The sequence below is a fragment of the Rhodococcus sp. 06-221-2 genome, assembly GCF_002258365.1.
Classification (GTDB): Bacteria; Actinomycetota; Actinomycetes; order Mycobacteriales; family Mycobacteriaceae; genus Rhodococcoides; species Rhodococcoides fascians.
In genome coordinates, this window is record NZ_NOYJ01000037.1 from 17,809 (window position 1) to 40,009 (window position 22,201).

Below are 22,201 nucleotides of genomic sequence, written 5' to 3' on the forward strand. Positions count from 1 at the left end.
TTGCCGTCGGCCAGTCGTACGCTCCGGTGAGTGTCACACCGAAGAAAGGCGGCAAGTAGATGGATCACGTGTTCTACTCCTGGTCGGCGCAGGCCGAACTGAACCCGATCACCGTCGAGGGTGCCGAGGGGTCGTGGTTCTGGGACGACAAGGGCAATCGGTACCTGGACTTCTCGTCCCAGTTGGTCAACGTCAATCTCGGGCATCAACACCCCGACGTGGTGGCCGCCATCGTCGAACAGGCCCAGGTTCTGACGACCATCTCTCCGACCGTGGCCAACAACAAGCGCAGTGAACTCGCTGCTCTGATCGCCGAACGCGCTCCGGGTGATCTGAACCGGGTGTTCTTCACGACGGGCGGTGCCGAAGCCGTCGAGCATGCGGTGAGGCTGGCGCGCCAGCACACCGGACGCACGAAGATGCTTGCCGCCTACCGCTCGTACCACGGCGGAACCGGAGTCGCTATCGGTCTCACCGGCGAGCCGCGGCGATGGGGTACCGAGCCGACCAACGTCGACGTCGTACGCTTCTTCGGGCCGTACCCGTACCGGTCGCCCTGGGGCACAACGACTCCCGAGGACGAGACAGCGGCAGCGCTGGCGCACCTCGAACAGGTCATCGTGCTCGAAGGCGCGCAGAACATCGCCGGACTGATCCTGGAATCGGTCATCGGTACCAACGGTGTGCTGATCCCGCCGCCCGGATATCTGGCCGGCGTTCGGGCACTGTGCGACAAGTACGGGATCGTCTACATCGCCGACGAAGTGATGGTCGGGTTCGGGCGAATCGGCGAATGGTTCGCGTGCCAGGCCTGGGATGTGACACCGGATCTGATCACCTTCGCCAAGGGCGTCAACTCCGGATACGTGCCCCTCGGCGGGGTCGTGATCTCGGAGAAGATCGCCTCGCAGTTCGACCACAAGCCGTATCCGGGCGGCTTGACCTACTCCGGTCACGTCCTCGGGTGTGCCGCGGGCGTCGCATCCATCGGGGTGTTCGAGCGCGACAAGATCCTTCCTCACGTGCGTCACGTCGGCGAGGACGTACTCGGTGCGGGCCTGTCCAAGCTGGCCGAATCGCATCCGAGCGTCGGTGAGGTGCGCGGCAAGGGATTCTTCTGGGCCGTCGAGCTGGTCAAGGACGGCACGACGCGGGAGCCGCTGGTGCCCTTCGCCGCGTCGGGCAAGGACGCGGCGGCGATGGGCAGCGTGACCGCCGCGGCGAAGTCACGGGGTCTGTGGCCCTTCGTCGCAGGCAATCGTCTGCAGATCGCACCGCCACTGACGACGACCGAGGACGAGATTCGTCAGGGACTGGAAATCCTCGACGAGGTATTGACGGTGGCGGACGGGTTCACCGTCTGACTCGGGGTCGTGCGCGGAAACTCGACTCCTGCTACGAGGCAGGAGTGGAGCCTGCGGAACGACCCGAAAACACTGCGTGCACGTGCGGCGTCAGCCGCTCTGATCAGAGCACAGCACCGGGGTTGAGGATTCCGGCCGGATCGAGAGCGGTCTTGATTCGCCGGGTCAGTTCCATGACGTCTTCGCCGACTTGATCGGGCAGCCAGGCCTTCTTGAGGCGCCCTACGCCGTGTTCGCCGGTGATGGTGCCGCCCAACGAAATTGCCAGATCCATGATGGCTCCGAATGCGACGTTGGCCCGGCGAGTCATGTCGGCGTCCTCGGGGTCGAACACGATCAGCGGGTGGGTGTTGCCGTCTCCCGCGTGCGCGATGACGGCAACCAACACGTCGTATTTCTTCGACAGTTCGGCGATCCCGTCGACGAGAGCCGGGAGGGCAGGCAGCGGAACACCGACATCCTCGAGCAGCAGGCTGCCGAGTCGTTCGACCGCCGGAATGGCGAATCGCCGTGCGGCAGCGAAGGCCTCACCCTCGTCGGGGTCGTCGGTGGTGAAGACATCCGAGGCGCCGGCCTCGGTGCACGCTGCGGCCATGATCTCGATCTCTCGCCCTCGATCGGCACCGGGGGAGTCGGACCGAGCGATGAGCATCGCAGCTGCCTCGCGGTCGAGTCCCATGTTCATGGCATCTTCGACGGCACCGATGGACGCACGGTCCATGAACTCGAGCATCGACGGCCGCAAGGTACGGGTGATGGCCAGAATGGCAGTCGTCGCATCGTGCACGGAGGCGAACGAGGCAACCACGGTGCTGGCCGGAGGTTGGGCCGGGATCAATCGAAGAGTGATCTCGGTGATTATGCCCAGGGTGCCCTCGGATCCCACGAAGAGCTTCGCAAGGGACAGTCCGGCAACATCTTTCAGGCGTGGTCCGCCGAGTCGGACGGCAGTCCCGTCGGCGAGGACGACCTCGAGTCCGAGAACGTAATCGGTGGTGACGCCGTACTTCACGCAGCACAGCCCGCCGGCATTGGTGGCCGCATTGCCGCCGATGGAGCACATCTCGAACGACGACGGATCCGGTGGGTACCACAGACCGTGTTCGGCGACTGCTTTCTTGACTTCGGCGTTGAGCAGTCCGGGTTGTACGACGGCTATGCGGGTCACCGGGTCGACGGTGATCTCGCGCATCAGCTCGGTGGTGAGCACGATTCCGCCGTCGACGGCCGTGGCGCCACCGGACAGGCCCGAGCCGGCCCCACGCGGGACGACCGCCACCGCGTGTTCGGTGGCCCACCGCATGACGGCTCTGACGTCGTCGGTGGACTGCGCGCGGACCACGGCCAACGGGGTACCCGCGTCGGGGTCCTTGGCCCAGTCGCGTCGGTATCCCTCGGTGATGTCGGGGTCGGTGACCACGGCACCGGCGGGAAGCAGCGCTTCGAGCTCGCTCAGGTGGGCATCTGCATCGGTAGTCACCGACATCCGGTTCTCCTCACGTCGTACATGTGACCGTCGCCACTCGAGTCTGTCACGACTCGCAGTGGGGCGTGAACGAGGACGCCGCTGGGATTGTCCGAGTCACATCAGTAACACCAGCCTCAGGCGTTACCAGATCGATGCGTCGTCGACACGCAATGTTGTAGTTCGCAGCGCTAGCGTCCAGCGCAGCGCATCTCGCACCCCATGCGGTGCGGGTCGACAAGGAGGCTGCACGATGATCGATCCCGGAAGTGACTCCTGGAACTATGTGGCGGCGATGTTCTCGTACGAATTCCTCGGGGGCGGAGTCGAATACGACACCATCGAGCGCATTCACCGCGGCGAGGTCGACGAGTGGGTGCACGCGTTGCTGCAATCCGGGATGTTCGAGAGCGCGACCGTCGCGGCCATCGCCGACTCGTGGCGTGCAGCACCCCGCCGACTGTTCGACATGCTCGTCCTCGATGCCGACGAAATGACTGCTCGGCGTTGCTCTCTCGCGTGGTCGTCCCTCGATCGGCTCGCGCCGCTCGCTCGGCTGGGCTGATCACGGGTCGCACATTCACAAATCACGGGTCACGCACCCAGAATTGTCGTCCCGGAGTCGTCGACCACGATTGCCTGGCTGTCGGTCAGTCCGTGAGTTTCGATTCCCTCGCGTCGCAGACGGCGCAGCGTCGCCCATCCCGCATCCTGCTCGTCCAGTACGGAATCGAGATGCGGGACGACGGAGAAGTCGACGAGACCGAGCCCGCTCCACACCGGATCGATGCCTGCGATCGGCCGTACCTCGTTGGGGTCGTCGGCATCCTCGACTCCGGCCAGTGACGGCGCAGCGACGCACGCTCCCGCGCTGTACCCGCCGTAGGCGATGGTGTCGGCCCGAACGCGCCCGCGGATGACCTCGTCCGCACCGGAACGAGCCATCTGAGCGCGCAACACGAACGTGTTGCCACCGCGGACCCAGATTGCGTCGAACGCTGCCAGGGCGCGCTCGAATGCGGCCGGTCTCCCGGCGAAATCGCGCAGATCCAACTCCGACGGCCGGTATCCCAACGCGCGCAGGGGTCCGAACTCGCTGCGGAGCGAGGATTCGCGGGCGGTGGCGGGCCAGGCATCGGCCGCATTGGCGATGACCGCGAGATCGGCGGGCGGGCCGGTGAGGCGGGCGAACTCGTCGGAATGGCCGCCGAATCGATACGAAGACAAGAACAACCTCACGAGGTCTGCTCCCCGGCGACCCTGGCCATTCCGGATCGGATTGCCTCGGCCACCCGCTCGGGTTCACGCAGGCGACGGGTGACGAACCCCGCCGCGAACTTCAGTCGGTCGCGGTCCCAGCGCGGCACCACATGCAGATGTAGGTGAAAGACGGTTTGGAATGCGGCGACGCCGTCGTTGATCACCAGATTTGCACCGTCGGCGCGGAGGTCGGACTCGCGCACTGCGCGCGCCAGCGTGTGCCCGACGCGGAAAACCTCGGCAGCCGTGTCCGGGCCGGTGGAGGTCAGGTCTGCGGAATGCTCGCGCGGAACCACCAGAACATGGCCCCTGCTGATCGGTCGAATATCGAGAAAAGCGACGGTGTGCTCGTTCTCGAACACGCGGTGGGCAGGTGCGTCGCCGGCGACGATGGCACAGAAGATGCAAGATTCCACGATTGTCACTGTAAGGTCCGATCATCACGGATAGACCTGTATGGCGTGCATCACAATTGCTCGCCCTGTAGTCGCGAAATGTCGAAACGGACTCGATTCAGAACGAATCGGACTGTGTTCTGGGTTACCCGCGCTCCATTACCTGTGGCTACTATCAGGAACCTCGTGCCTTGTCGCATGGGTTCGTCCACTCGTCGCAGATTTCGAGCCATTGGCCGATCGGTGGGCACCATTCAACGCAGGAAGACGGAGATTTGGATACATCGCAGAGCACTGAAAAGGGTTCGGGATCCACGACGGTCGTCGGTGTGGTCCGCGAATCGGGGGAAGGTGAGCGACGTGTCGCTCTGGTCCCGAAGATCGTTGCCGCGCTCACGGGCAAGGGCGTCGAGGTCGTCGTGGAATCGGGTGCCGGACTCGGCGCTCTGATCCCGGACGAGCTCTATGTCGCAGCCGGGGCCACGATCGGCGATCCCTGGGGCTCGGAGGTCGTGGTCAAGGTCGCACCGCCCACCGACGTAGAGATCTCGAGGCTGAAGTCGGGCTCGACGCTCATCGGATTCCTCGCCCCACGCAATGCCGAGAACAGTATCGGCGCGCTGAAGGCCGCCGGAGTACAGGCGTTCGCGGTCGAAGCCATCCCGCGTATCTCCCGCGCTCAGGTGATGGACGCCTTGTCTTCTCAGGCGAACGTCGCCGGGTACAAGGCCGTTCTGCTGGCCGCGTCGGAGTCCACGAGGTTCTTCCCGATGCTGACCACCGCCGCCGGAACGGTCAAGCCGGCGACTGTGCTCGTTCTCGGTGTCGGTGTGGCCGGTCTGCAAGCCCTGGCCACCGCGAAGCGTCTCGGTGGTCGACCCACCGGCTACGACGTGCGACCGGAGGTAGCCGACCAGGTCCGTTCCGTCGGCGCGCAGTGGCTCGATCTGGGGATCGATGCTGCCGGCGAAGGCGGCTACGCGCGTGAGCTGACCGAGGACGAACGCGTCCAGCAGCAGCGTGCCCTGGAAGAGGCGATCAAGGGATTCGACGTCGTGATCACCACGGCGTTGGTGCCCGGCCGTCCCGCACCGCGTCTGGTGACGGCCGCGGCCGTCGAGGGCATGAAGCCCGGCAGCGTCGTCGTCGACCTGGCCGGCGAGACCGGCGGAAACTGCGAACTCACCGAGCCCGGCCAGACCGTCGTCAAGCACGACGTCACCATCTGCTCGCCGTTGAACCTGCCTGCCACGATGCCCGAGCACGCCAGCGAGCTGTACTCGAAGAACATCTCGGCTTTGCTCGAGCTCATGCTGGTCGACGGCGCACTCGCTCCGGATTTCTCCGACGAAGTGCTCGCCGGTGCCTGCGTGACACGTGAGAAGGAGAACTGATGTACACCCCGCTTCTCGCGAACATCGCGATCCTGGTGTTATCCGGGTTCGTCGGTTTCGCGGTGATCTCCAAGGTGCCGAACACCTTGCACACCCCGCTGATGTCGGGAACCAACGCCATCCACGGCATCGTCGTGTTGGGCGCGTTGGTCGTCCTCGGGAAGGTGCACGACCCGTCCATCGGACTGCAGGTCATCCTGTTCGTCGCGCTGGTGTTCGGAACCGTCAACGTCATCGGTGGCTTCGTGGTCACCGACCGCATGCTCGGCATGTTCAAGTCCAAGCCGGTGCCCGCCAAGACCTCGAAGGGTGCTGACTCCTGATGGACAATCTCGTCAACATTCTCTACATCGTCGCCTTCGGCATGTTCATCTACGGTCTGATGGGTCTGACCGGACCGAAGACCGCCGTGCGGGGCAACCAGATCGCCGCGGTCGGCATGTTCATCGCCGTGGTGGCCACGCTGATATCCATTCGCGACACCGGTAACTGGATCCTGATCATCGTCGGACTCGTCGTCGGCGTCGCGCTGGGAATCCCGCCTGCGCGACGGGTGAAGATGACGGCGATGCCGCAGCTGGTGGCTCTGTTCAACGGCGTCGGCGGCGGCACGGTCGCACTGATCGCGTGGGCCGAGTTCCTCGACACGTCCGGATTCTCGAACTTCAACCACGGAGAGTCGCCGACGGTGCATATCGTCATCGGCTCACTCTTCGCGGCGATCATCGGTTCCATCTCGTTCTGGGGCTCTCTCATCGCCTTCTTGAAGCTGCAGGAAACTCTGCCCGGCTCGCCGATCACCATCGGTAAGTTGCAGCAGCCGCTCAACGCTCTGCTGCTGATCGGCGCTGTGGCCGCTGCAGTGGTCATCGGCATCAACGCCACTCCGGGCGGCGGCGTGTCGCAGTGGTGGATCGTCGCGGTTCTCGTACTGGCAGGCATCCTCGGTCTCACGGTGGTACTGCCCATCGGCGGCGCGGACATGCCGGTCGTCATTTCGCTGCTCAATGCTCTGACCGGTCTGTCTGCTGCGGCTGCGGGTCTGGCGCTCAACAACACCGCGATGATCGTGGCGGGCATGATCGTCGGCGCGTCTGGCACGATCTTGACCAACCTCATGGCCAAGGCCATGAACAGGTCCATTCCGGCGATCGTCGCAGGTGGATTCGGCGGCGGCGACGCGGCTGCAGGCCCGGCCGGTGCAGGTGGGGGAACCGCCAAGGCGACCTCGGCGGCAGACGCAGCGATCCAGATGGCCTACGCCAACCAGGTCATCGTCGTGCCCGGCTACGGCCTTGCCGTCGCTCAGGCACAGCATGCCGTCAAGGACATGGCCAAGTTGCTGGAGTCCAAGGGCGTGGAGGTCAAGTACGCCATTCACCCCGTCGCCGGTCGCATGCCGGGACATATGAACGTGCTGCTCGCCGAGGCCGACGTCGCGTACGACGCGATGAAGGAAATGGACGATATCAACGACGAGTTCTCTCGCACCGACGTCACGTTGGTCATCGGAGCGAACGACGTGACCAACCCGGCGGCGCGCAACGATCCGTCGAGCCCGATTCACGGGATGCCGATTCTCAACGTCGATCAGTCGAAGTCGGTCATCGTCCTCAAGCGGTCGATGTCGTCCGGCTTCGCCGGAATCGAGAACCCACTGTTCTTCGCGGAGGGCACGTCGATGCTGTTCGGCGACGCAAAAAAGTCGGTGTCCGAGGTGACCGAGGAGCTCAAGGCCCTCTAGTCGGTCGCCTTCTCGGCCCGGATGGGACGCTTCCGTGTCAACGGAAGCGTCCCATTCTGCGTTGGGCTACGAGGGCAGCGGTATCGAACGGGTTCTGAGCCTCGCGGGCAGCGGCTGCGGGTGAGAAGAGCATCACCACCGAGCACGCCGGCCACCACACGCCCGTGATCAGCAGTGCGCTGACAATCCCGACGGGGGAGACGGACCCGACGGCCAGTTGTGCCACTCCGACAGCGAGGGCGGCGACGGTCCCGAGTCCGAAGATCATCGGCCGCCACGTGGCCGATGCCACCATCGACGCGGCCCCCAACAGCGCTGTGACAGCGACGAGCTGCCCGCTCGGAAGGTCGGTGGCCGTTGTCGACGACGCCGCGAGGTGACGCACCAGAGCTGTGGTCACTTCCGCGCCGACGACGCAGGCAATCACCACCCCGATGCCGTAAGGCAGTTTTCGGACCAGGGCGACAACGGTGAGGGCGGCGAGGACGGTCAGCACGGCGGTGACGTCGATCGTGCTCAGCGCTCGCGAGGCCAGGGCGGCAGCCGGGCTCGTGGAGACGGGCCACACCGGTGCCATGTTCGGCGCCCATATCAGTAGTACCGACAAGAGCACCGCGCAGAGGCCCGACACCGTCAGCCGGGTGCGGATCGCCCGTCGGTGCGCCCGCTCGCTCGTGTTCGCCGAACGGCTCTCGTTGCCGGCTCCACGGGGTGACCGGATCGGTCCGCTGTCGAGACTCGGTGATCGCATGGACGCCAGACTGCCGCAGTCGGCTGAGCGTGAGGTGTGAGCATCGTGGGAGCCGGCTGAGCATCTGCGGTAACGGTCGGATCACGACGAAGAAGCGTCGATTCCTTGTTGTAGCCGCAACCTAGTAAAGGTGATCTGTCAAATTCCTGGAGTCTGCAAACAGCCGAAAAACCGAACCAGAAGTAGAATTTGACCCTACAACCAACCGATCGGTCGGAGTGTCTGGTCCAGTGCGGTGTAGAGGAGGCTACTCGACTGCGGCTCCGAGTAGTTGCTCTCGAGTGTCGCACCTCGCCTACCTGGACTTTTGTGCGGAGTTTGTCTCCTGTCACAGTATTTTGAAATGCGAACTATGAATTCGTTGCAAGTCGTTGATCGGATGGGCCGATCTGTGTGACTATGGTCACATAGTCCAGTTCACCCTGGGCGAGACCGTCGAAAAGGGCGTAGTTTCAGCCGCATCGGAAAACCGTATTCCCCCGTTACGGCCAAGTTGGTAACGATCTGAACACGGTCTGGTCGGCTCATCGCAACTCGTGAACGGGCATTCGGCACCAACAGAAGTCGGAAACTCGAAGGAGAAGAACATGACCACAATGTCGCAGGGGCAGCTCGATATGGTCCGCGCGTTCTTTTGCAACGAGTTCCAAGCGGACTCGCTGGACCGTACGGTGATGCCGGAGCCCACGGCCGATGCCGTTGCCGAATGGATCGACGCGCTGTCCACCAGTGGACTGTTCGCACCCGCGGAGGTGCACAACATCTCGTCCGTCTGGTGTGCCGAGCCCGAGTCGATGACCGCACTGCTCGTCGGCGAAATCGACGAAATCGCTGTCAAGCGGCACGAGGCCGCTGCCGTTGCTACTCCGGCGCTGATCTCCGCGTTCGGTCGCGCCAGCTGACCGTCTGTGCTCGTGCCACCGGCATCCGTTGGCACCGCTTCGTTACGATCACCCGAACCGGTGATGTCCGTCGGCAACGGTGCCGCACAACGAAGTGAGGGTTTTGTATGGGCGTGGTGGGCTTGGACGAAGATGCAGTGTCGACGTGGATCGCGGAGCTGGGGATAGGCGCAACATCGCCGCTCTCGTTTCAGCGCATCGGTAACGGCCAGTCCAACCTCACGTATGCGGTTCGCGACGCCGGCGGCAGTGCGTGGGTCCTTCGCCGGCCGCCGTTGGGCAAATTGTTGGCGTCGGCTCACGACGTCGTGCGCGAGCACCGGATTCTCTCCGGTCTGCAGAATTCGCCGGTCCCTGTGCCGAAAATGATTGCGATCACGCAGGATCCAGCCGTTTCCGAGGTCCCGTTGGTCCTGATGAGTTTCGTCGACGGGGTCGTCGTCGACTCGGTGTCGGCTGCCGAACAGTTGGACCCCGATCAGCGTCGACGTGTCGGACTCGGTCTGACCGCGGCGTTGTCCGACATACACCGTGTCGACCTAGAGTCGTCGGGTCTTGCCGACCTCGCCGGCCGCAAGCCCTACGCTGCGCGTCAGATCGCGCGGTGGACCACGCAGTGGGACTCCTCCCGAACCCGGGAGGTTCCTGGAATCGATTCGCTCGCAGCACGATTGACGGCCAAGATCCCCGAGCAGCACGAGGTGACGCTGGTTCACGGCGACTTCCATCTGAGCAACGTCATCACCGCTCGAAACGACGGCCGCGTGGTTGCCGTCGTCGACTGGGAGTTGTGCACGCTCGGAGACCCGTTGGCGGATCTGGGTGGTCTGCTCGCCTACTGGCCTCAGGCGGACGACGGGGTTGCCGGTCCTTTCATGGCATCGACTCTGCCCGGTTTCCCTACCCGGGCGGAGCTGGTCGAGTCCTACGCGCACAACACGGGCCGCGATGTGGCCGATGCCGGATTCTGGGAAGTGCTGGCGCTGTGGAAGTTGTCGATCATCGCCGAAGGCGTCATGCGCCGGATGGAAGCCGATTCACGCAACCGCGCCGTGGGCGGCGCGCCGACCACCACGCTGATCGACGACATCGTCACCCGAGCGCTGCAGCGCGCCGACGAAATCGGGCTCTAGATTCAGGCGTCTACTGACGTTCCGATCACCAAAGTGCGTGCTGCGGTTTCGATTTCGGAGGGAATGGGGACGGGACGGCGGGAGTTCGCGTCGACGTAGACGTGAACGAACCGTCCCCGAGCGGCCAATGTCAGTGCGTCGTCCTCGGCTTCTCGGAACAAGGCCAGCGAGTAGACGATGCTGCGGGTGCCCAGCTTCTCCACCGCCAGACCGACCTGGAGGCGATCGGGAAAACTGAGCTCGGACAGATAGCGGCACGAGGTCTCGGCCACGACGCCGATCGCGGGCAGAGTCCTGATGTCCACACCCGTCGTTTCCATGAGCCACCCGTTCACTGCGGTGTCGAAGTATGCGTAATACGTCACGTTGTTGACGTGGCCGTAGTGGTCGTTGTCGTCCCATCGGGTCGACACCGGCCACAGCGCCGGGAAATCCGACGCATTCGACAATTCCACGCTGTCCTTCGGCGACTCCGTCATGGCACGACGCTAACCCGTCGCCACGTCGGCAACAAACGCGACCGGATTCGAGGCATCGGAGAGGCTGAGTCCGGGCGAATGCTTCCTCGGTATCGCCGTTGTGACGTAGTCTTTGGTTGGACCGGACCAGTCCGTACCGCTGGTTCTGCGAGTGATCGAAAGGCCGGCGCAGTGGTGATGCCCGTACACCTGAGGGACAGTCAGATCCCGAAGCACGAACAGCTACGCGCAATACTGTTGCACCGCTGCACCAAGGAGCTTTCGCCGGGGGATCTGATGCCGAGCGAGCGTCGGTTGATGGAGGACTACGGCGTCAGTCGCATCACGGTACGCGAGGCGATAGGACAGCTCGTCAACGACGGACATCTGGTTCGGGTACGTGGGAAAGGGACGTTCGTTGCTTCTCGTACCGTGCAGTCGCGGTTGCACCTGGCGTCGTTCTCCGAGGAGATGCGTGCCCAGGGGCTGACGCCGACGACGGTGGTCCTGTTCGCGCGACTCGAAAAGCCCTCGGCAGCAACGATTCGTGCTCTGGGCCTGGTCGACGGTGATCGGACGTACCACATCAAACGGCTACGGCTGGCCGATGCCGAGCCGGTCAGTGTCGACGACGGGTGGTACCGGGCCGAACTCCTTCCGGGGCTGATCGACCACGATCTGAGTCAGTCGGTGTACGAGGCCGTGCGCAACCACTACGGCCTGACCATCGATCGAGCCGAGCAGACCGTCAAAGCGACAGCCGCCGACAGTGACACCTCCACGCTGCTCGGGACCAAACGCGGCGCACCGGTGCTGTACTTCGACCGAGTGTCGTTCAGCGGCGACGAACCGATCGAGCACACGGAGAGTTGGTACCGGTGCGACCGGTACCAACTCTCGATGGAGGTGCAGGGGGAGCGGCGCGCCACGCAGCGCCGCTAGGCTCAGGGCAACACGAACAGCGAGTCACCCTGTGCCACCGAGGTTCCGACGGCCGCGCTCCTGACGGCATCGGGCTCGGAGTCCATCAGAACCACGGGAATCACGTCGGAGTATCCGGCCTCCGCGATCGCCGCAGGGTCGTAGGTGATCACGAGATCGCCGGACTGAACCCGATCGCCCTCTGCTGCAACGAGTTCGAAACCCTCGCCCTTCATCTTCACGGTGTCGATGCCGATGTGCACCAGCACTCCCGCCTTGTCGTCGGTGAACACGACGAACGCATGTGGGTGGAGTTTGAGGATCTTGCCGGCTATCGGAGACCGCACCTCGACGGGCCCGCTACCGGCCGCCGGGCGCACGGCGACCCCGGAGCCCACCATCTGCGAAGAGAAGACCGGGTCGGGGACGTCGGCGAGCGAGATGACCTGGCCGGCAACAGGACTGGAGATCGTCGAGGTCCCGCTCACAGAATGTCGCCGATGTCCTCGGCGAGGGTGTCGGCCTCCGGGCCGACGATGACCTGCACGGCTGTCCCCTTGTGGAACACTCCGTGCGCACCGGCTGCCTTGAGAGCAGCCTCGTCCACCAGCGACCCGTCCTTGACCTCGGTACGGAGCCGGGTGATGCACGCTTCGATCTCTACGATGTTGTCGGCACCGCCGAGGCCCTTCACGATCGCGTCCGCCTTGGCCATGTTCTGTTCCCGCTTCCTTCTCGTGTGCAGTGGTGTCGGCGAGGTCACATCTCCGGGTTGACATGTGGTCGTCACCTGGCCAAACTACAACTGGTAATGACCGGACAGTACCCCTGATGTCATCCGGTCACAACAGTAGAACTCCCTTGCCGGACCAGCCTCGAAGAGAAGGTCGCCATGACCCTGAAGAAGACGGACTCGGCCGAAGCCGAACCGAAGAAGGAATCCAGATCTCTCGCCGGGTTGCAGCGATTCGGGCGCAGTCTCATGCTGCCCATCGCGGTTCTTCCCGCGGCGGGAATCCTGTTGCGGCTGGGCCAGGACGACCTCCTCGGCAGATTCAGTGCTCTGGGCACCGCGGCGGCCGTCATCTCCGCTGCAGGACAGGCGGTGTTCACCTGGTTGCCCTTGATCTTCGCCGTGGGCATCGCCATCGGCTGGGCCAAGAAGTCGGACGGCTCGACCGCCCTCGCCGCCGTCGTCGGCTACATGGTGATGAACGGTGTCTTCACCGCGATGTCACCGGTGGTACTGGAAGGCAAAGTCGACGCGAACGGCGATCCGGCCGTGATCGACTACGGCGTGTTGGCCGGCATCGTCATCGGCTTGCTCTCCGCCATTCTGTGGCAGCGGTTCTACCGCCAGAAACTGCCGGATTACCTCGGCTTCTTCAGCGGACGACGTCTGGTTCCCATCCTGACCGCTGTCACCGGCCTCGTCGTCGCCGTCGTCATGTCGTTCGTCTACCCGCTCTTCTACAGCGCACTGAACTGGGTCGGAAACACCGTTGCCGACCACAGTGTGGTGGGTAGCGGAATCTACGGTTTCGCCAATCGCATGCTGATTCCGACGGGACTGCACCACATTCTCAATTCGGTCGTCTGGTTCCTCGTCGGCGATTATCAGGACGCGAGTGGTCAATTGGTGCGTGGCGATCTCAACCGATTCTTCGCCGGGGATCCGTCCGCGGGAGTCTTCATGACCGGCTTCTTCCCCATCATGATGTTCGCTCTGCCTGCCGCTGCATTCGCGATCTATCGCAACGCCAAGCCGTCGCAGAAGAAGATCGTCGGCGGAATCATGTTGTCCACCGGTCTGACTGCGTTCGTCACCGGCATCACCGAACCGCTCGAGTACTCGTTCATGTTCGTCGCCTGGCCGCTCTACATCATCCACGCCGTGCTGACCGGAACCTCCATGGCACTGACCAATGCCCTGGGAATCCATGACGGCTTCTTCTTCTCTGCCGGCGGTATCGACTATCTGTTGAACTACGGAATCGCCACGAAGGCATGGCTTCTCATTCCTATCGGCCTGGTGTATGCGGTGATCTACTACTTCCTGTTCAGCTTCGTCATCAAGAAGTGGAACCTGCGCACCCCCGGCCGCGAGGACGACGCGGTGCTCGAACCCGACCGGGCATGAGCGAATCCATCACGACGACGCTCCGGGGGCGGGTCGTCACACCCGACGCGGTCATCGAGGATGCCGTCGTGGCGTTGTCCGGCGATCGAATCTCCTGGGTGGGTCCGGTGTCGGCGTGGCCCGACGAGGCCCCACCACAATCGAACTCGACCATCCTGCCGGGGCTGGTCGACGTGCACTGCCACGGCGGCGGCGGGGCGTCGTTCCCGGATTCTGCCCGTGCCGATCTGATGACCGCGGTACGGCACCACCGTGGCCGCGGAACCACCACGATGCTCGCATCGCTGGTGTCGGCATCCCCTGGGCGACTGGTCGAGCAGACGTCGATGCTCGCCGATCTGTACGAGTCGGGGGACATCGCCGGGGTCCACCTCGAAGGGCCGTTCCTGTCTGTTGCCCGCTGCGGGGCGCAGGACCCCGCGTCACTCCGTGGCGGCGACACCGGTCTGCTGGCAGACATCATCGACGCCGGGCGGGGATCGGTACGGTCGATGACACTTGCTCCCGAAGTCGACGGCTTCACGGCCGTCGGACACATGTTGCGAGAGAACGGCATCGTCCCCAGCATCGGGCACACCGACGCCGACGCACGCACCACTCGCAGCGCAATCGACGCCCTCGGAGAGGGTGCCATCGGTGCCACGCACCTGTTCAACGGGATGCCCACCTGGCATCATCGGTCGCCGGGGCCGGTCAGCGAATGCTTGGCTGCCGCGGCGCGAGGGTCGATGGTGCTCGAATTGATCGGCGACGGAGTACATCTCGCCGACGAGACCGTGCGAGCGGTGTTCGATCTCGTCGGCGGTGGGAACATCGCGTTGGTGTCCGACGCGATGGCTGCAGCGGGAATGGCCGACGGCCGCTACCGGCTCGGGCCGCTGGATGTCACCGTGCACGATTCGGTCGCTCGCCTGTCGCGGGAGAACGATCCCGAGTCGGCCCCGATCGCGGGCGGCACGTCGAGTGTGCTCGACCTGGTACGCCGCGCAGTGCTCGACGCCGGCGTGCCATTGCTCGACGCAGTGCGTGCCGGGGCAACCACCCCGGCAGCATTGATCGGGATCGGGGCCGAAACCGGTTCTCTCGTAGCCGGATCGAGAGCGGACGTGTTGGTGGTCGACGCATCCTTCGAGCCGGTGCAGGTCATTCGCGGCGGACGCGCGATCGAGGAGGAAAGTTAGATGGAGATCGTCGTACTCCCCACAGCTACCGACGTGGACCGAACCGCGGCCGACATCGTCGAGCACGTCGTGCGAACCGACTCGGTCCCGGGATCGGGCCCCGTCCTCGGGTTGGCGACCGGGTCGAGTCCCGTCGGCACGTATCGCGAGCTGGCCCGCCGACATCGCGAGGAAGGGCTGTCCTTCGCTGGGTGTCGAGCGTTTCTGCTCGACGAATACATAGGGCTACCCAGAGCTGCTGAGCAGTCGTATTTTTCGTTCATTCGCGAGAACTTCGTGGACCTCGTCGACCTGGACGATTCCGCGGTGTTCTCGCCGGACGGTGAAGCCGTCGACATCGCTGCCGAAGCGCGACGATACGACGCCGCGATCGGGGAGGCCGGTGGTATCGATGTGCAGATTCTCGGCATCGGCACCGACGGACACATCGGCTTCAACGAGCCCGGATCGTCACTTCGGTCGAGAACCCGGGTCAAGACGCTCACCGAACAGACTCGGGTCGACAATGCGCGCTTCTTCCCCTCGCCGGAGGAGGTGCCGCACCACGTGCTGACGCAAGGCCTCGGCACCATCGACGAGGCGGGTCATCTCGTGCTCATCGCTACCGGAGAATCCAAGGCAGACGCGGTGGCCGCGGCCGTCGAGGGGCCGTTGTCGGCACGCTGTCCTGCGTCCGCGATTCAGTGGCATCCACACGTGACGGTACTGGTGGACGAGGCAGCTGCTGCGTCCCTCGCTCTCACGGACTACTACCGCCACGCCTACGCGAACAAGCCCGCGTGGCAGCGCCTGTGAGTCAGCGACGGGAGAATTCCGACGCCCGCTGGATCTGATCGTCGGACGGGCGAACTCCGGTGTAGAGAACGAACTGTTCTGCTGCCTGCAGGGCAATGACCTGTGCACCGGTGATCACCGGTTTGTTCGCCGCACGCGCCGCGGTGATCAGCGGCGTCTCCGACGGCATCGCGACCACGTCGAACACTGCCTGTGCCGCATGGATCTGCGACTCGCTGAAGGGAGTCGAATCGGCAGCGGGGCCGCCCGCCATTCCCACCGGGGTGACGTTCACCAGCAAGTCGGCTCCGACGGACTCGGCCGACCAGTCGTATCCGTACGCCTCGGCGAGAGCCGGACCGGTCGACGTGTTGCGAGCAACCACGGTGCCGCGGGTGAAACCCGAATCCCGCAGTGCGGCAACGACTGCCTTGGCCATACCGCCGCTGCCGGTCACGGCCACCGAACAATCGGTCGAGATACCGCTGGACGCGAGCAGATCGGCCACAGCCTGGTAATCGGTGTTGTAGGCGTGCAGCACGCCCGCCTCGTTGACGATGGTGTTGACCGATGCGATCGCGCTCGCAGATTCGTGCATGACGTCGACCAGCTCGATCACGTCTTCCTTGAACGGCATGGAGACCGCGCATCCCCTGATACCGAGTGCACGGACTCCACCGACCGCGGCCGCGAGATCGGTGGTGGTGAACGCCTTGTAGACGAAGTTCAATCCCAGTTCGTCGTACAGGTAGTTGTGGAAGCGGGTTCCGATATTGCTCGGCCTTCCCGACAGAGACATACAGAGCTGGGTGTCACGGTCGAGAAAGCTGCGCGACGACGTCGTTGCCATTGGCCCGACTTTACCGCCCGCGTTCGCATCGCTGGATCAGCAGCTGGGGGCCACCGAAGCGAGGGCGCGGCGGTCGGCCTCGGTGATCGGCAGCTCGTACTGGGCCGCCACCGACAGATATTTGCCCGCGTAGAAACAGTGGTACGCCGCGTTCGGCGGCATCCACTGCGACGGCGTCTTGTCGCTCTTGCTCTGGTTGTCCGGCCCGTTGACCGCCAGCAGATTGAACGCGATGTCGTTCGCGAATCGAATGCGCTTGTCCGCTGCCCAGCTGTCGGCACCCATGTCCCAGGCGGCAGACAACGGATAGACGTGATCGATCTGGATCTTGCCGGCGTCGGACTTGGTGAACTGCAACCGTTCACCGGAGTAGGGGTCGTCCAGGGAGCCCGAGAGCACCACGCAGTCTCGGGTGCCGGCCTTGAACTCGACTTCGGTCATCGACAGTGCCAGCACGTTGTCGCGGGTTCCACACCCGTCGTGCCCGCCCGGTCCGTCGTAGTCGTCCGTCCACGCCGGTCCGAACACGCACCCTTCACCGCTCTTGCATCCGCGCTCGTACCCACGAGGATCGGGTCGTGCGGCGACGACGGCCACCCGATCCAACAGCGTTTCGATCTGGGCGCGGGTGGGGCTGCCCGGAGCCGGGGGTGGGGGAGCCAATCCCGGTATGTCGGACCGGTCACAGGATTCGAACGTCGCCATGACGATCGCGGCGATCACCAACGCCGCCGCTACCCACAGCTTCTTCACACACGCCCCATCGTGAAACTTCGATCTTGCCGACTCTCGTACCTCGCGACAGCAGTGTGCCGGACGGTACCGACACCGCCCGACACGGTCGGGGTGTCAGCGGACCTCGATGACGACCTTGCCGAGTGCGTGCCCGTTCTCCACGAGCGCAAGAGCCTCGCCTGCGCGGTCGAGTGGAAACGTGTGATCGATGCGTGGACGAAGGACGCCCGTCACGACCAGATCGGCCAATCGGGTGAACGCCGCAGTGGTGCGCTCGCGCACTGCTCCAGACCCACCCCACTGGGCGGCGAGCACCGGGTCGGCCACGCTGACGATCGGAGCGCCGGTCTTCACAGCGGCCGCGCGAAGAGTGTCCCCGCCGACCAGATCGACGATGCCGTGCACCGGCCGCGATATCGAACCGACGTACTCGGGTCCGGACTCGACGAACTCCGCACCGAGGCTCTCGATCCACTCCCGCTTGCCCGAGCTCGCCACCCCGAGAACGTCGATACCGTCGGCACGCGCCAGCTGCAGAACCGAAGAACCCACACCGCCGCCTGCGCCGAGAACGAGAACCGTGTTGCCTGCAGTCAGCGCCAACCCTCGCAGTGCGTCGAAGGCGGTCCCGGCCGCCACCGGCAGTGTCGCCGCGACCGACCAGGACACGGCCTCGGGCTTGTGTGCCGTACCGGCCGCGTTGAGCAGCGTGTACTGCGCATAGCCGCCGTGACCCGACGCCGTCGCCCCGAAGACCTCGTCACCGACCGAGAACCCGTCCACTCCCGAGCCGACGCCCACGACAGTGCCCGACACCTCCCGCCCCAGCACCGCAGGCAAAGTGATCTGCACGGTGTCCTTGCGATTACCCGCCCGCACCTTCCAATCTGCGGGATTCACCCCCGCGGCATGTACCGCCACGAGAAGCTGCCCCGATCCCGGTTCCGCCACGGGGAGGTCCAGAAATGTCTCGGTGTCGGGGCCGCCGTATTCGTCGAAGCCGTACGCGATCATGGGACCACTGTGCCTCATCGGTGCCTCATCGAAGACACATCGGCGCCGGGTATGTCGGTGCGTGCTGGTTGGATGGACCGATGCTGCACGGTCTCTGGTCTCCCGGTGCCGGATTGCTGCTCTGGGACGACGAGATCAGCACCGGAGACGAACCCGACCTACCGGCGACACACTCGCACGTGCTCACCCGCACGTTCCGGCATCGCGCCCGAGTGACGTTTCCCGACTCCACTGGACGCGCCACCCCTCGGGATCCGGTCGAACTGCCGGCGATCGCGCTGGCTCCGCACGATGCGGCCGACCTGTTGCTCCGCACCCCGTCGACCCACCCGCTGATCTCCGGCGACCTCCGGTTCCTGGGTCACGTCGCCCAGGGCATCGAACGGTGGGTCCGGGCCGGACGAGTGGTGCCGGCACTGAAATTGATGGACGGCCAGTGGTGGCCGCGTTGGCGGCTGGTCGGCGGCGAGCGTCAACGCGCCTGGCTCAGCGAGCTCGCTGTTGCGATGCCGTCGGTGCAGCGAGCGAACGAACGACCGAAGAAGCTTCTGGACGACATGGTCGAGGAGCTCACCGACCCGATCGTCAGATCGGTGCTCGGCAAGCCCGACTCCGAGCACCCGTTGCTGTCGGCCCTCGTGCGTGATGATCCGTATCTCGATGGGACGCAAAAGATCTCGACGCTGTTCGACAATTGGCGCGCCAGCCTCACCGTCGACGAACCGGCGCTGGTGCTGCGCCTGCTCGAACCGGACGACCAGGACGGCGAGACGGGTGATGCCGACGGTGCCCCGGACGATGCCGTCGAGTCGTTCTGGATTCTTCAGGTGTGCCTGCGCGCGGACGGGGAGGCGCCGCGTCCGGTCCCGATGAGCCGCAAGGTCGACGCGACCTTGCTGTCGACGGCAGTGCGCAAACTCGGCGAGGCCGTCGCTGCCTACCCGAGGCTGCGTGATCTGCCCACCCAGGAGGGCACCCTCGACCTGTTGTTGCCGACGTCGGTGGTCATCGATCTCGTCGAACACGGTGCCACTGCATTGCAGGCCACCGGCACGACGGTCCTGCTGCCGAGGGCCTGGACCAGGTTGGATCCGTCGATGCGATTGCGGGTCGAGTCACCCGCGGTGACCAAAGCTGCGGCCGATCGTGCCGTCGGTATGGACGAGCTGGTGTCGTACGACTGGCAACTGCAGCTGGGCGACATGGTGCTCACCGAGGCGGAGATGAACCGGCTTGCCGTCTCGAAGGGCGACCTCGTCCGGCTGCGCGGGCAATGGGTGCTCGCCGACGGGGGACAGCTGGCGCGGGCCGCGAAGTACGTCGCCGAGCATCACGGTGACGGGACTGCGCTCAGCACGTTGATGCGTGAGATGACGTTGGCCGATCCGCCTCCGGCTCCGGTCCAGGACATCCGCGCCACCGGCTGGGCGGCAACGTTGCTCGAACCCGGGGCGGTTCCGGAAACCATCCCGGTGCCCGACGGTGTCCGGGCGACTCTGCGGCCCTATCAGCAACGCGGTCTCGACTGGCTCGCGTTCATGAGCCGGCTCGGTCTCGGTGCCGTGCTCGCCGATGACATGGGCCTGGGCAAGACACTGCAGGTGCTCACGCTGCTCGCTCACGAGAACAGTGCGACTCCGACGCTGTTGGTGGCCCCGATGTCGGTGGTCGGTAACTGGCAACGTGAGGCCGCGAAATTCACTCCTGCACTGCGTGTTCTGGTGCACCACGGTCCGACGCGGTTACGCGACGAGGCGCTCGATCGAGCGATCGCGGAGCACGACCTGATCGTCACCACGTACGCATTGATGGCCAAGGACCGCGCGCAGTTGGCCGCACAGACGTGGCGTCGCGTGGTTCTCGACGAGGCGCAGCACATCAAGAATGCAGGCACCGTGCAGGCGAAGGCGGCGCTGGCCATTCCGGCCGATCACAAACTGGCGCTCACCGGGACGCCGGTGGAGAACCGGCTGGACGAGCTGAGGTCCATTCTGGATTTCGCGAACCCGGGCATGCTGGGGCGGCCGTCGGACTTCCGGAAGCGGTTCTCGGTCCCGATCGAGCGGGAGAACGACGAGAACGCGGTCTCGCGGCTGCGTGCCATCACGTCTCCGTTCATTCTGCGTCGCGTCAAGACCGATCCCACGGTCATCTCTGATCTGCCGGAGAAGAACGAAATGACCGTGCGCGCCAACCTCACTGCCGAGCAGGCGGCGTTGTACAAGGCCGTCGTCGACGAGATGATGGCCCAGATCGCGGACGCGAAGGGCATGAAGCGCAAGGGTGCGGTGCTCTCGGCCCTCACTCGCCTCAAACAGGTGTGCAATCACCCCGCGCATTTCCTGTCCGACGGTTCGGCGGTACTCAAGCGAGGTCAGCACCGTTCCGGAAAGATCGGATTGGTGGAGGACATGCTCGATTCCGTTCTCGGTGACAACGAGAAGGCGTTGTTGTTCACGCAGTTTCGAGAGTTCGGTGAGCTCGTGGCACCGTATTTCGCCGAGCGTTTCGGAGTTCAGGTGCCGTTCCTGCACGGCGGCGTGAGCAAGGGCAAGCGCGATGAGATGGTCGAGAAGTTCCAGAGCGACGACGGTCCGCCGATCATGATGCTCTCGCTCAAGGCCGGTGGTACCGGGCTCAATCTCACTGCCGCCAATCATGTTGTGCACCTAGATCGTTGGTGGAATCCGGCGGTGGAGAACCAGGCGACCGACCGCGCTTTCCGTATCGGCCAGCGCAAGAATGTGATGGTGCGCAAGCTGCTGTGTGTGGGCACCGTGGAGGAACGCATCGATTCGGTGCTGGTGTCGAAGCAGGATCTGGCGGATCTGGCGGTGGGCACCGGTGAGAGCTGGGTGACCGAGATGGACACTGCGGAACTGCAGGAACTGTTTCGTCTCAGCGAAGACGCGGTGGGGGAGTGATGGCCGACTTCTCGCAGTACGGCAAGCGTCGACAAGCCAAGGGCGGCATCGAGTCTCGTAACAAGCGGGGTGCCTTCGGGCAGACGTGGTGGGGCAGGCACTTCGTCGCCGCGATGGAAGATCTGGCCGATCCGGGCCGGATCGCACGGGGCCGGACCTATGCCCGCCAGGGGCAGGTGCTCACTCTCGGCGTCGAACGCGGGCAGATCTACGGTGAGGTGCAGGGCAGTCAGCTCGAGCCGTTCTCGGCGTCGGTCAGCGTGGAGCCGCTCACCGAAGGCGAGGTGGCCGCGCTCGTCGGCCGAGTGCGATCCAACCCCGGCATGCTGGCGGAACTCGCGTCCAACGCGATTCCTCAGGCGCTGGCGTCGGTGCTGCTTCCCCACGACAAGGGGCAACTGGATTTCGACTGTTCGTGCCCCGACGACGGGTGGCCGTGCAAACACGCGGCAGCGCTGATGTACATCGCCGCCGAGCACATCGACGCGTCCGCGGGGACGATCCTGACACTGCGCGGTGTCGATCTGGATCAGTTGATCGAGGGGGTCGGCGACAGCGACGAGGAGTTCGACCCGGACGACTGGTTCGGCGATCGTGCGGCGTTCCCCGAACTCCCCAAGGTGTCGTTCGCTCCGGCGACGGACGATCTCGATCCGCTGATCCTGCGCAGAATCTTTCGCGCCGACGGTTCGACGGAGGCGGAAGTCAGCCGGGCCTGCGCTGATCTGCGCGCGTTCTACGACCGGATGTGACCGCTCCTGGACTTACATGGACATCCGACTATAGGATGAGCGTA

23 protein-coding genes are annotated in these 22,201 nt (G+C 64.7%); 13 read left to right on the plus strand and 10 right to left on the minus strand.

The features are described 5' to 3' along the window. Nucleotides 1-59 precede the first annotated feature (59 nt). Nucleotides 60-1,364: an aspartate aminotransferase family protein gene (locus CH281_RS25160; RefSeq protein ID WP_094695828.1), complete on the plus strand. Its 1,305-nt coding sequence runs from the start codon at nt 60-62 to the stop codon at nt 1,362-1,364. 103 nt (nt 1,365-1,467) lie between these two features. On the opposite strand, the gene CH281_RS25165 is transcribed toward CH281_RS25160, so the two are convergent. Beyond that, nucleotides 1,468-2,850 (minus strand): FAD-binding oxidoreductase, encoded by a 1,383-nt coding sequence (locus tag CH281_RS25165; protein ID WP_032365554.1) that lies wholly within the window; start codon nt 2,848-2,850, stop codon nt 1,468-1,470. Nucleotides 2,851-3,082: 232 nt separating this feature from the next. On the opposite strand from CH281_RS25165, the gene CH281_RS25170 reads away from it, so the two are divergent. Continuing rightward, nucleotides 3,083-3,394, plus strand: a complete 312-nt coding sequence (locus CH281_RS25170) for a hypothetical protein (RefSeq protein WP_032401262.1) — start codon at nt 3,083-3,085, stop codon at nt 3,392-3,394. 29 nt (nt 3,395-3,423) lie between these two features. Here CH281_RS25170 and CH281_RS25175 read toward each other — a convergent pair whose 3' ends face one another. Beyond that, a complete protein-coding gene (locus CH281_RS25175; RefSeq protein ID WP_094695829.1) occupies nt 3,424-4,068 on the minus strand; it encodes a Type 1 glutamine amidotransferase-like domain-containing protein in 645 nt (214 codons plus the stop codon). Further along, complete coding sequence (locus tag CH281_RS25180; RefSeq protein WP_032365556.1) at nt 4,065-4,505, minus strand: HIT family protein; 441 nt, start codon at nt 4,503-4,505, stop codon at nt 4,065-4,067. The genes CH281_RS25175 and CH281_RS25180 overlap by 4 nt, the downstream gene beginning before the upstream one ends. Before the next feature lie 254 nt (nt 4,506-4,759). On the opposite strand from CH281_RS25180, the gene CH281_RS25185 reads away from it, so the two are divergent. Genes CH281_RS25185 through CH281_RS25195 form a run of 3 tightly spaced genes read left to right on the plus strand, consistent with a single transcriptional unit; the run spans nt 4,760 to nt 7,622 of the window. Next, entirely contained in the window at nt 4,760-5,878 is a 1,119-nt protein-coding gene (locus CH281_RS25185) for a Re/Si-specific NAD(P)(+) transhydrogenase subunit alpha (protein ID WP_032385072.1), read from the plus strand. Next, complete coding sequence (locus tag CH281_RS25190; RefSeq protein WP_027497943.1) at nt 5,878-6,201, plus strand: NAD(P) transhydrogenase subunit alpha; 324 nt, start codon at nt 5,878-5,880, stop codon at nt 6,199-6,201. Before CH281_RS25185 ends, CH281_RS25190 begins: the two co-directional genes overlap by 1 nt. Beyond that, nucleotides 6,201-7,622 carry an NAD(P)(+) transhydrogenase (Re/Si-specific) subunit beta gene (locus tag CH281_RS25195; RefSeq protein WP_027497942.1) on the plus strand — a complete coding sequence of 474 codons (1,422 nt, stop codon included), beginning with the start codon at nt 6,201-6,203 and terminating at the stop codon, nt 7,620-7,622. The genes CH281_RS25190 and CH281_RS25195 overlap by 1 nt, the downstream gene beginning before the upstream one ends. A gap of 37 nt (nt 7,623-7,659) precedes the next feature. Here CH281_RS25195 and CH281_RS25200 read toward each other — a convergent pair whose 3' ends face one another. Then, nucleotides 7,660-8,373 carry a hypothetical protein gene (locus CH281_RS25200; protein WP_143544882.1) on the minus strand — a complete coding sequence of 238 codons (714 nt, stop codon included), beginning with the start codon at nt 8,371-8,373 and terminating at the stop codon, nt 7,660-7,662. 587 nt (nt 8,374-8,960) lie between these two features. On the opposite strand from CH281_RS25200, the gene CH281_RS25210 reads away from it, so the two are divergent. Beyond that, nucleotides 8,961-9,275: a hypothetical protein gene (locus CH281_RS25210; protein ID WP_141214498.1), complete on the plus strand. Its 315-nt coding sequence runs from the start codon at nt 8,961-8,963 to the stop codon at nt 9,273-9,275. A gap of 107 nt (nt 9,276-9,382) precedes the next feature. Next, on the plus strand, nt 9,383-10,408 hold the full coding sequence (locus CH281_RS25215) for a phosphotransferase family protein (protein WP_094695832.1): 1,026 nt from the start codon (nt 9,383-9,385) through the stop codon (nt 10,406-10,408). A gap of 2 nt (nt 10,409-10,410) precedes the next feature. Here the strand turns inward: CH281_RS25215 and CH281_RS25220 are convergent, their stop codons facing one another. Further along, entirely contained in the window at nt 10,411-10,887 is a 477-nt protein-coding gene (locus tag CH281_RS25220) for an acyl-CoA thioesterase (protein WP_027497940.1), read from the minus strand. Between the two features lie 174 nt (nt 10,888-11,061). On the opposite strand from CH281_RS25220, the gene CH281_RS25225 reads away from it, so the two are divergent. Next, nucleotides 11,062-11,808, plus strand: a complete 747-nt coding sequence (locus CH281_RS25225; protein ID WP_094695845.1) for a GntR family transcriptional regulator — start codon at nt 11,062-11,064, stop codon at nt 11,806-11,808. 2 nt (nt 11,809-11,810) lie between these two features. Here the strand turns inward: CH281_RS25225 and CH281_RS25230 are convergent, their stop codons facing one another. Further along, nucleotides 11,811-12,275: a PTS sugar transporter subunit IIA gene (locus CH281_RS25230; protein WP_094695833.1), complete on the minus strand. Its 465-nt coding sequence runs from the start codon at nt 12,273-12,275 to the stop codon at nt 11,811-11,813. Beyond that, entirely contained in the window at nt 12,272-12,502 is a 231-nt protein-coding gene (locus CH281_RS25235) for a glucose PTS transporter subunit EIIB (RefSeq protein ID WP_027497937.1), read from the minus strand. Before CH281_RS25235 ends, CH281_RS25230 begins: the two co-directional genes overlap by 4 nt. Before the next feature lie 177 nt (nt 12,503-12,679). On the opposite strand from CH281_RS25235, the gene CH281_RS25240 reads away from it, so the two are divergent. Genes CH281_RS25240 through nagB form a run of 3 tightly spaced genes read left to right on the plus strand, consistent with a single transcriptional unit; the run spans nt 12,680 to nt 15,903 of the window. Then, on the plus strand, nt 12,680-13,927 hold the full coding sequence (locus tag CH281_RS25240) for a PTS transporter subunit EIIC (protein ID WP_032365561.1): 1,248 nt from the start codon (nt 12,680-12,682) through the stop codon (nt 13,925-13,927). Further along, a complete protein-coding gene (locus CH281_RS25245) occupies nt 13,924-15,108 on the plus strand; it encodes an N-acetylglucosamine-6-phosphate deacetylase (RefSeq protein ID WP_032365562.1) in 1,185 nt (394 codons plus the stop codon). Before CH281_RS25240 ends, CH281_RS25245 begins: the two co-directional genes overlap by 4 nt. Then, nucleotides 15,109-15,903 carry a glucosamine-6-phosphate deaminase gene (nagB, locus tag CH281_RS25250; RefSeq protein ID WP_032401267.1) on the plus strand — a complete coding sequence of 265 codons (795 nt, stop codon included), beginning with the start codon at nt 15,109-15,111 and terminating at the stop codon, nt 15,901-15,903. 1 nt (nt 15,904) lies between these two features. Here nagB and CH281_RS25255 read toward each other — a convergent pair whose 3' ends face one another. The 3 genes from CH281_RS25255 to CH281_RS25265 all read right to left on the minus strand — a co-directional run bounded on the left by CH281_RS25255 (nt 15,905) and on the right by CH281_RS25265 (nt 18,481). After that, on the minus strand, nt 15,905-16,732 hold the full coding sequence (locus CH281_RS25255; protein ID WP_094695834.1) for a shikimate 5-dehydrogenase: 828 nt from the start codon (nt 16,730-16,732) through the stop codon (nt 15,905-15,907). 36 nt (nt 16,733-16,768) lie between these two features. After that, nucleotides 16,769-17,485: an HNH endonuclease family protein gene (locus CH281_RS25260; protein WP_032401268.1), complete on the minus strand. Its 717-nt coding sequence runs from the start codon at nt 17,483-17,485 to the stop codon at nt 16,769-16,771. Nucleotides 17,486-17,581: 96 nt separating this feature from the next. After that, a complete protein-coding gene (locus tag CH281_RS25265) occupies nt 17,582-18,481 on the minus strand; it encodes an NADP-dependent oxidoreductase (protein ID WP_094643559.1) in 900 nt (299 codons plus the stop codon). Nucleotides 18,482-18,561: 80 nt separating this feature from the next. Between CH281_RS25265 and CH281_RS25270 the strand changes: the two genes are divergently transcribed. Next, a complete protein-coding gene (locus CH281_RS25270) occupies nt 18,562-21,405 on the plus strand; it encodes a DEAD/DEAH box helicase (RefSeq protein WP_094695835.1) in 2,844 nt (947 codons plus the stop codon). After that, nucleotides 21,405-22,157, plus strand: coding sequence for an SWIM zinc finger family protein (locus tag CH281_RS25275; protein WP_032368786.1), 753 nt, complete (start codon nt 21,405-21,407; stop codon nt 22,155-22,157). Before CH281_RS25270 ends, CH281_RS25275 begins: the two co-directional genes overlap by 1 nt. Nucleotides 22,158-22,201: the final 44 nt, after the last annotated feature.

Excerpts from the sequence above, each read along its gene's own strand:
- CH281_RS25160 (WP_094695828.1), top strand. The coding sequence starts at position 60 with ATGGATCACGTGTTCTACTCCTGGTCGGCGCAGGCCGAACTGAACCCG.
- CH281_RS25165 (WP_032365554.1), bottom strand. The coding sequence starts at position 2,850 with ATGTCGGTGACTACCGATGCAGATGCCCACCTGAGCGAGCTCGAAGCG.
- CH281_RS25170 (WP_032401262.1), top strand. The coding sequence starts at position 3,083 with ATGATCGATCCCGGAAGTGACTCCTGGAACTATGTGGCGGCGATGTTC.
- CH281_RS25190 (WP_027497943.1), top strand. The coding sequence starts at position 5,878 with ATGTACACCCCGCTTCTCGCGAACATCGCGATCCTGGTGTTATCCGGG.
- CH281_RS25195 (WP_027497942.1), top strand. The coding sequence starts at position 6,201 with ATGGACAATCTCGTCAACATTCTCTACATCGTCGCCTTCGGCATGTTC.
- CH281_RS25200 (WP_143544882.1), bottom strand. The coding sequence starts at position 8,373 with ATGCGATCACCGAGTCTCGACAGCGGACCGATCCGGTCACCCCGTGGA.
- CH281_RS25210 (WP_141214498.1), top strand. The coding sequence starts at position 8,961 with ATGACCACAATGTCGCAGGGGCAGCTCGATATGGTCCGCGCGTTCTTT.
- CH281_RS25215 (WP_094695832.1), top strand. The coding sequence starts at position 9,383 with ATGGGCGTGGTGGGCTTGGACGAAGATGCAGTGTCGACGTGGATCGCG.
- CH281_RS25220 (WP_027497940.1), bottom strand. The coding sequence starts at position 10,887 with ATGACGGAGTCGCCGAAGGACAGCGTGGAATTGTCGAATGCGTCGGAT.
- CH281_RS25235 (WP_027497937.1), bottom strand. The coding sequence starts at position 12,502 with ATGGCCAAGGCGGACGCGATCGTGAAGGGCCTCGGCGGTGCCGACAAC.
- CH281_RS25240 (WP_032365561.1), top strand. The coding sequence starts at position 12,680 with ATGACCCTGAAGAAGACGGACTCGGCCGAAGCCGAACCGAAGAAGGAA.
- CH281_RS25245 (WP_032365562.1), top strand. The coding sequence starts at position 13,924 with ATGAGCGAATCCATCACGACGACGCTCCGGGGGCGGGTCGTCACACCC.
- nagB (WP_032401267.1), top strand. The coding sequence starts at position 15,109 with ATGGAGATCGTCGTACTCCCCACAGCTACCGACGTGGACCGAACCGCG.
- CH281_RS25255 (WP_094695834.1), bottom strand. The coding sequence starts at position 16,732 with ATGGCAACGACGTCGTCGCGCAGCTTTCTCGACCGTGACACCCAGCTC.
- CH281_RS25265 (WP_094643559.1), bottom strand. The coding sequence starts at position 18,481 with ATGATCGCGTACGGCTTCGACGAATACGGCGGCCCCGACACCGAGACA.
- CH281_RS25270 (WP_094695835.1), top strand. The coding sequence starts at position 18,562 with ATGCTGCACGGTCTCTGGTCTCCCGGTGCCGGATTGCTGCTCTGGGAC.
- CH281_RS25275 (WP_032368786.1), top strand. The coding sequence starts at position 21,405 with ATGGCCGACTTCTCGCAGTACGGCAAGCGTCGACAAGCCAAGGGCGGC.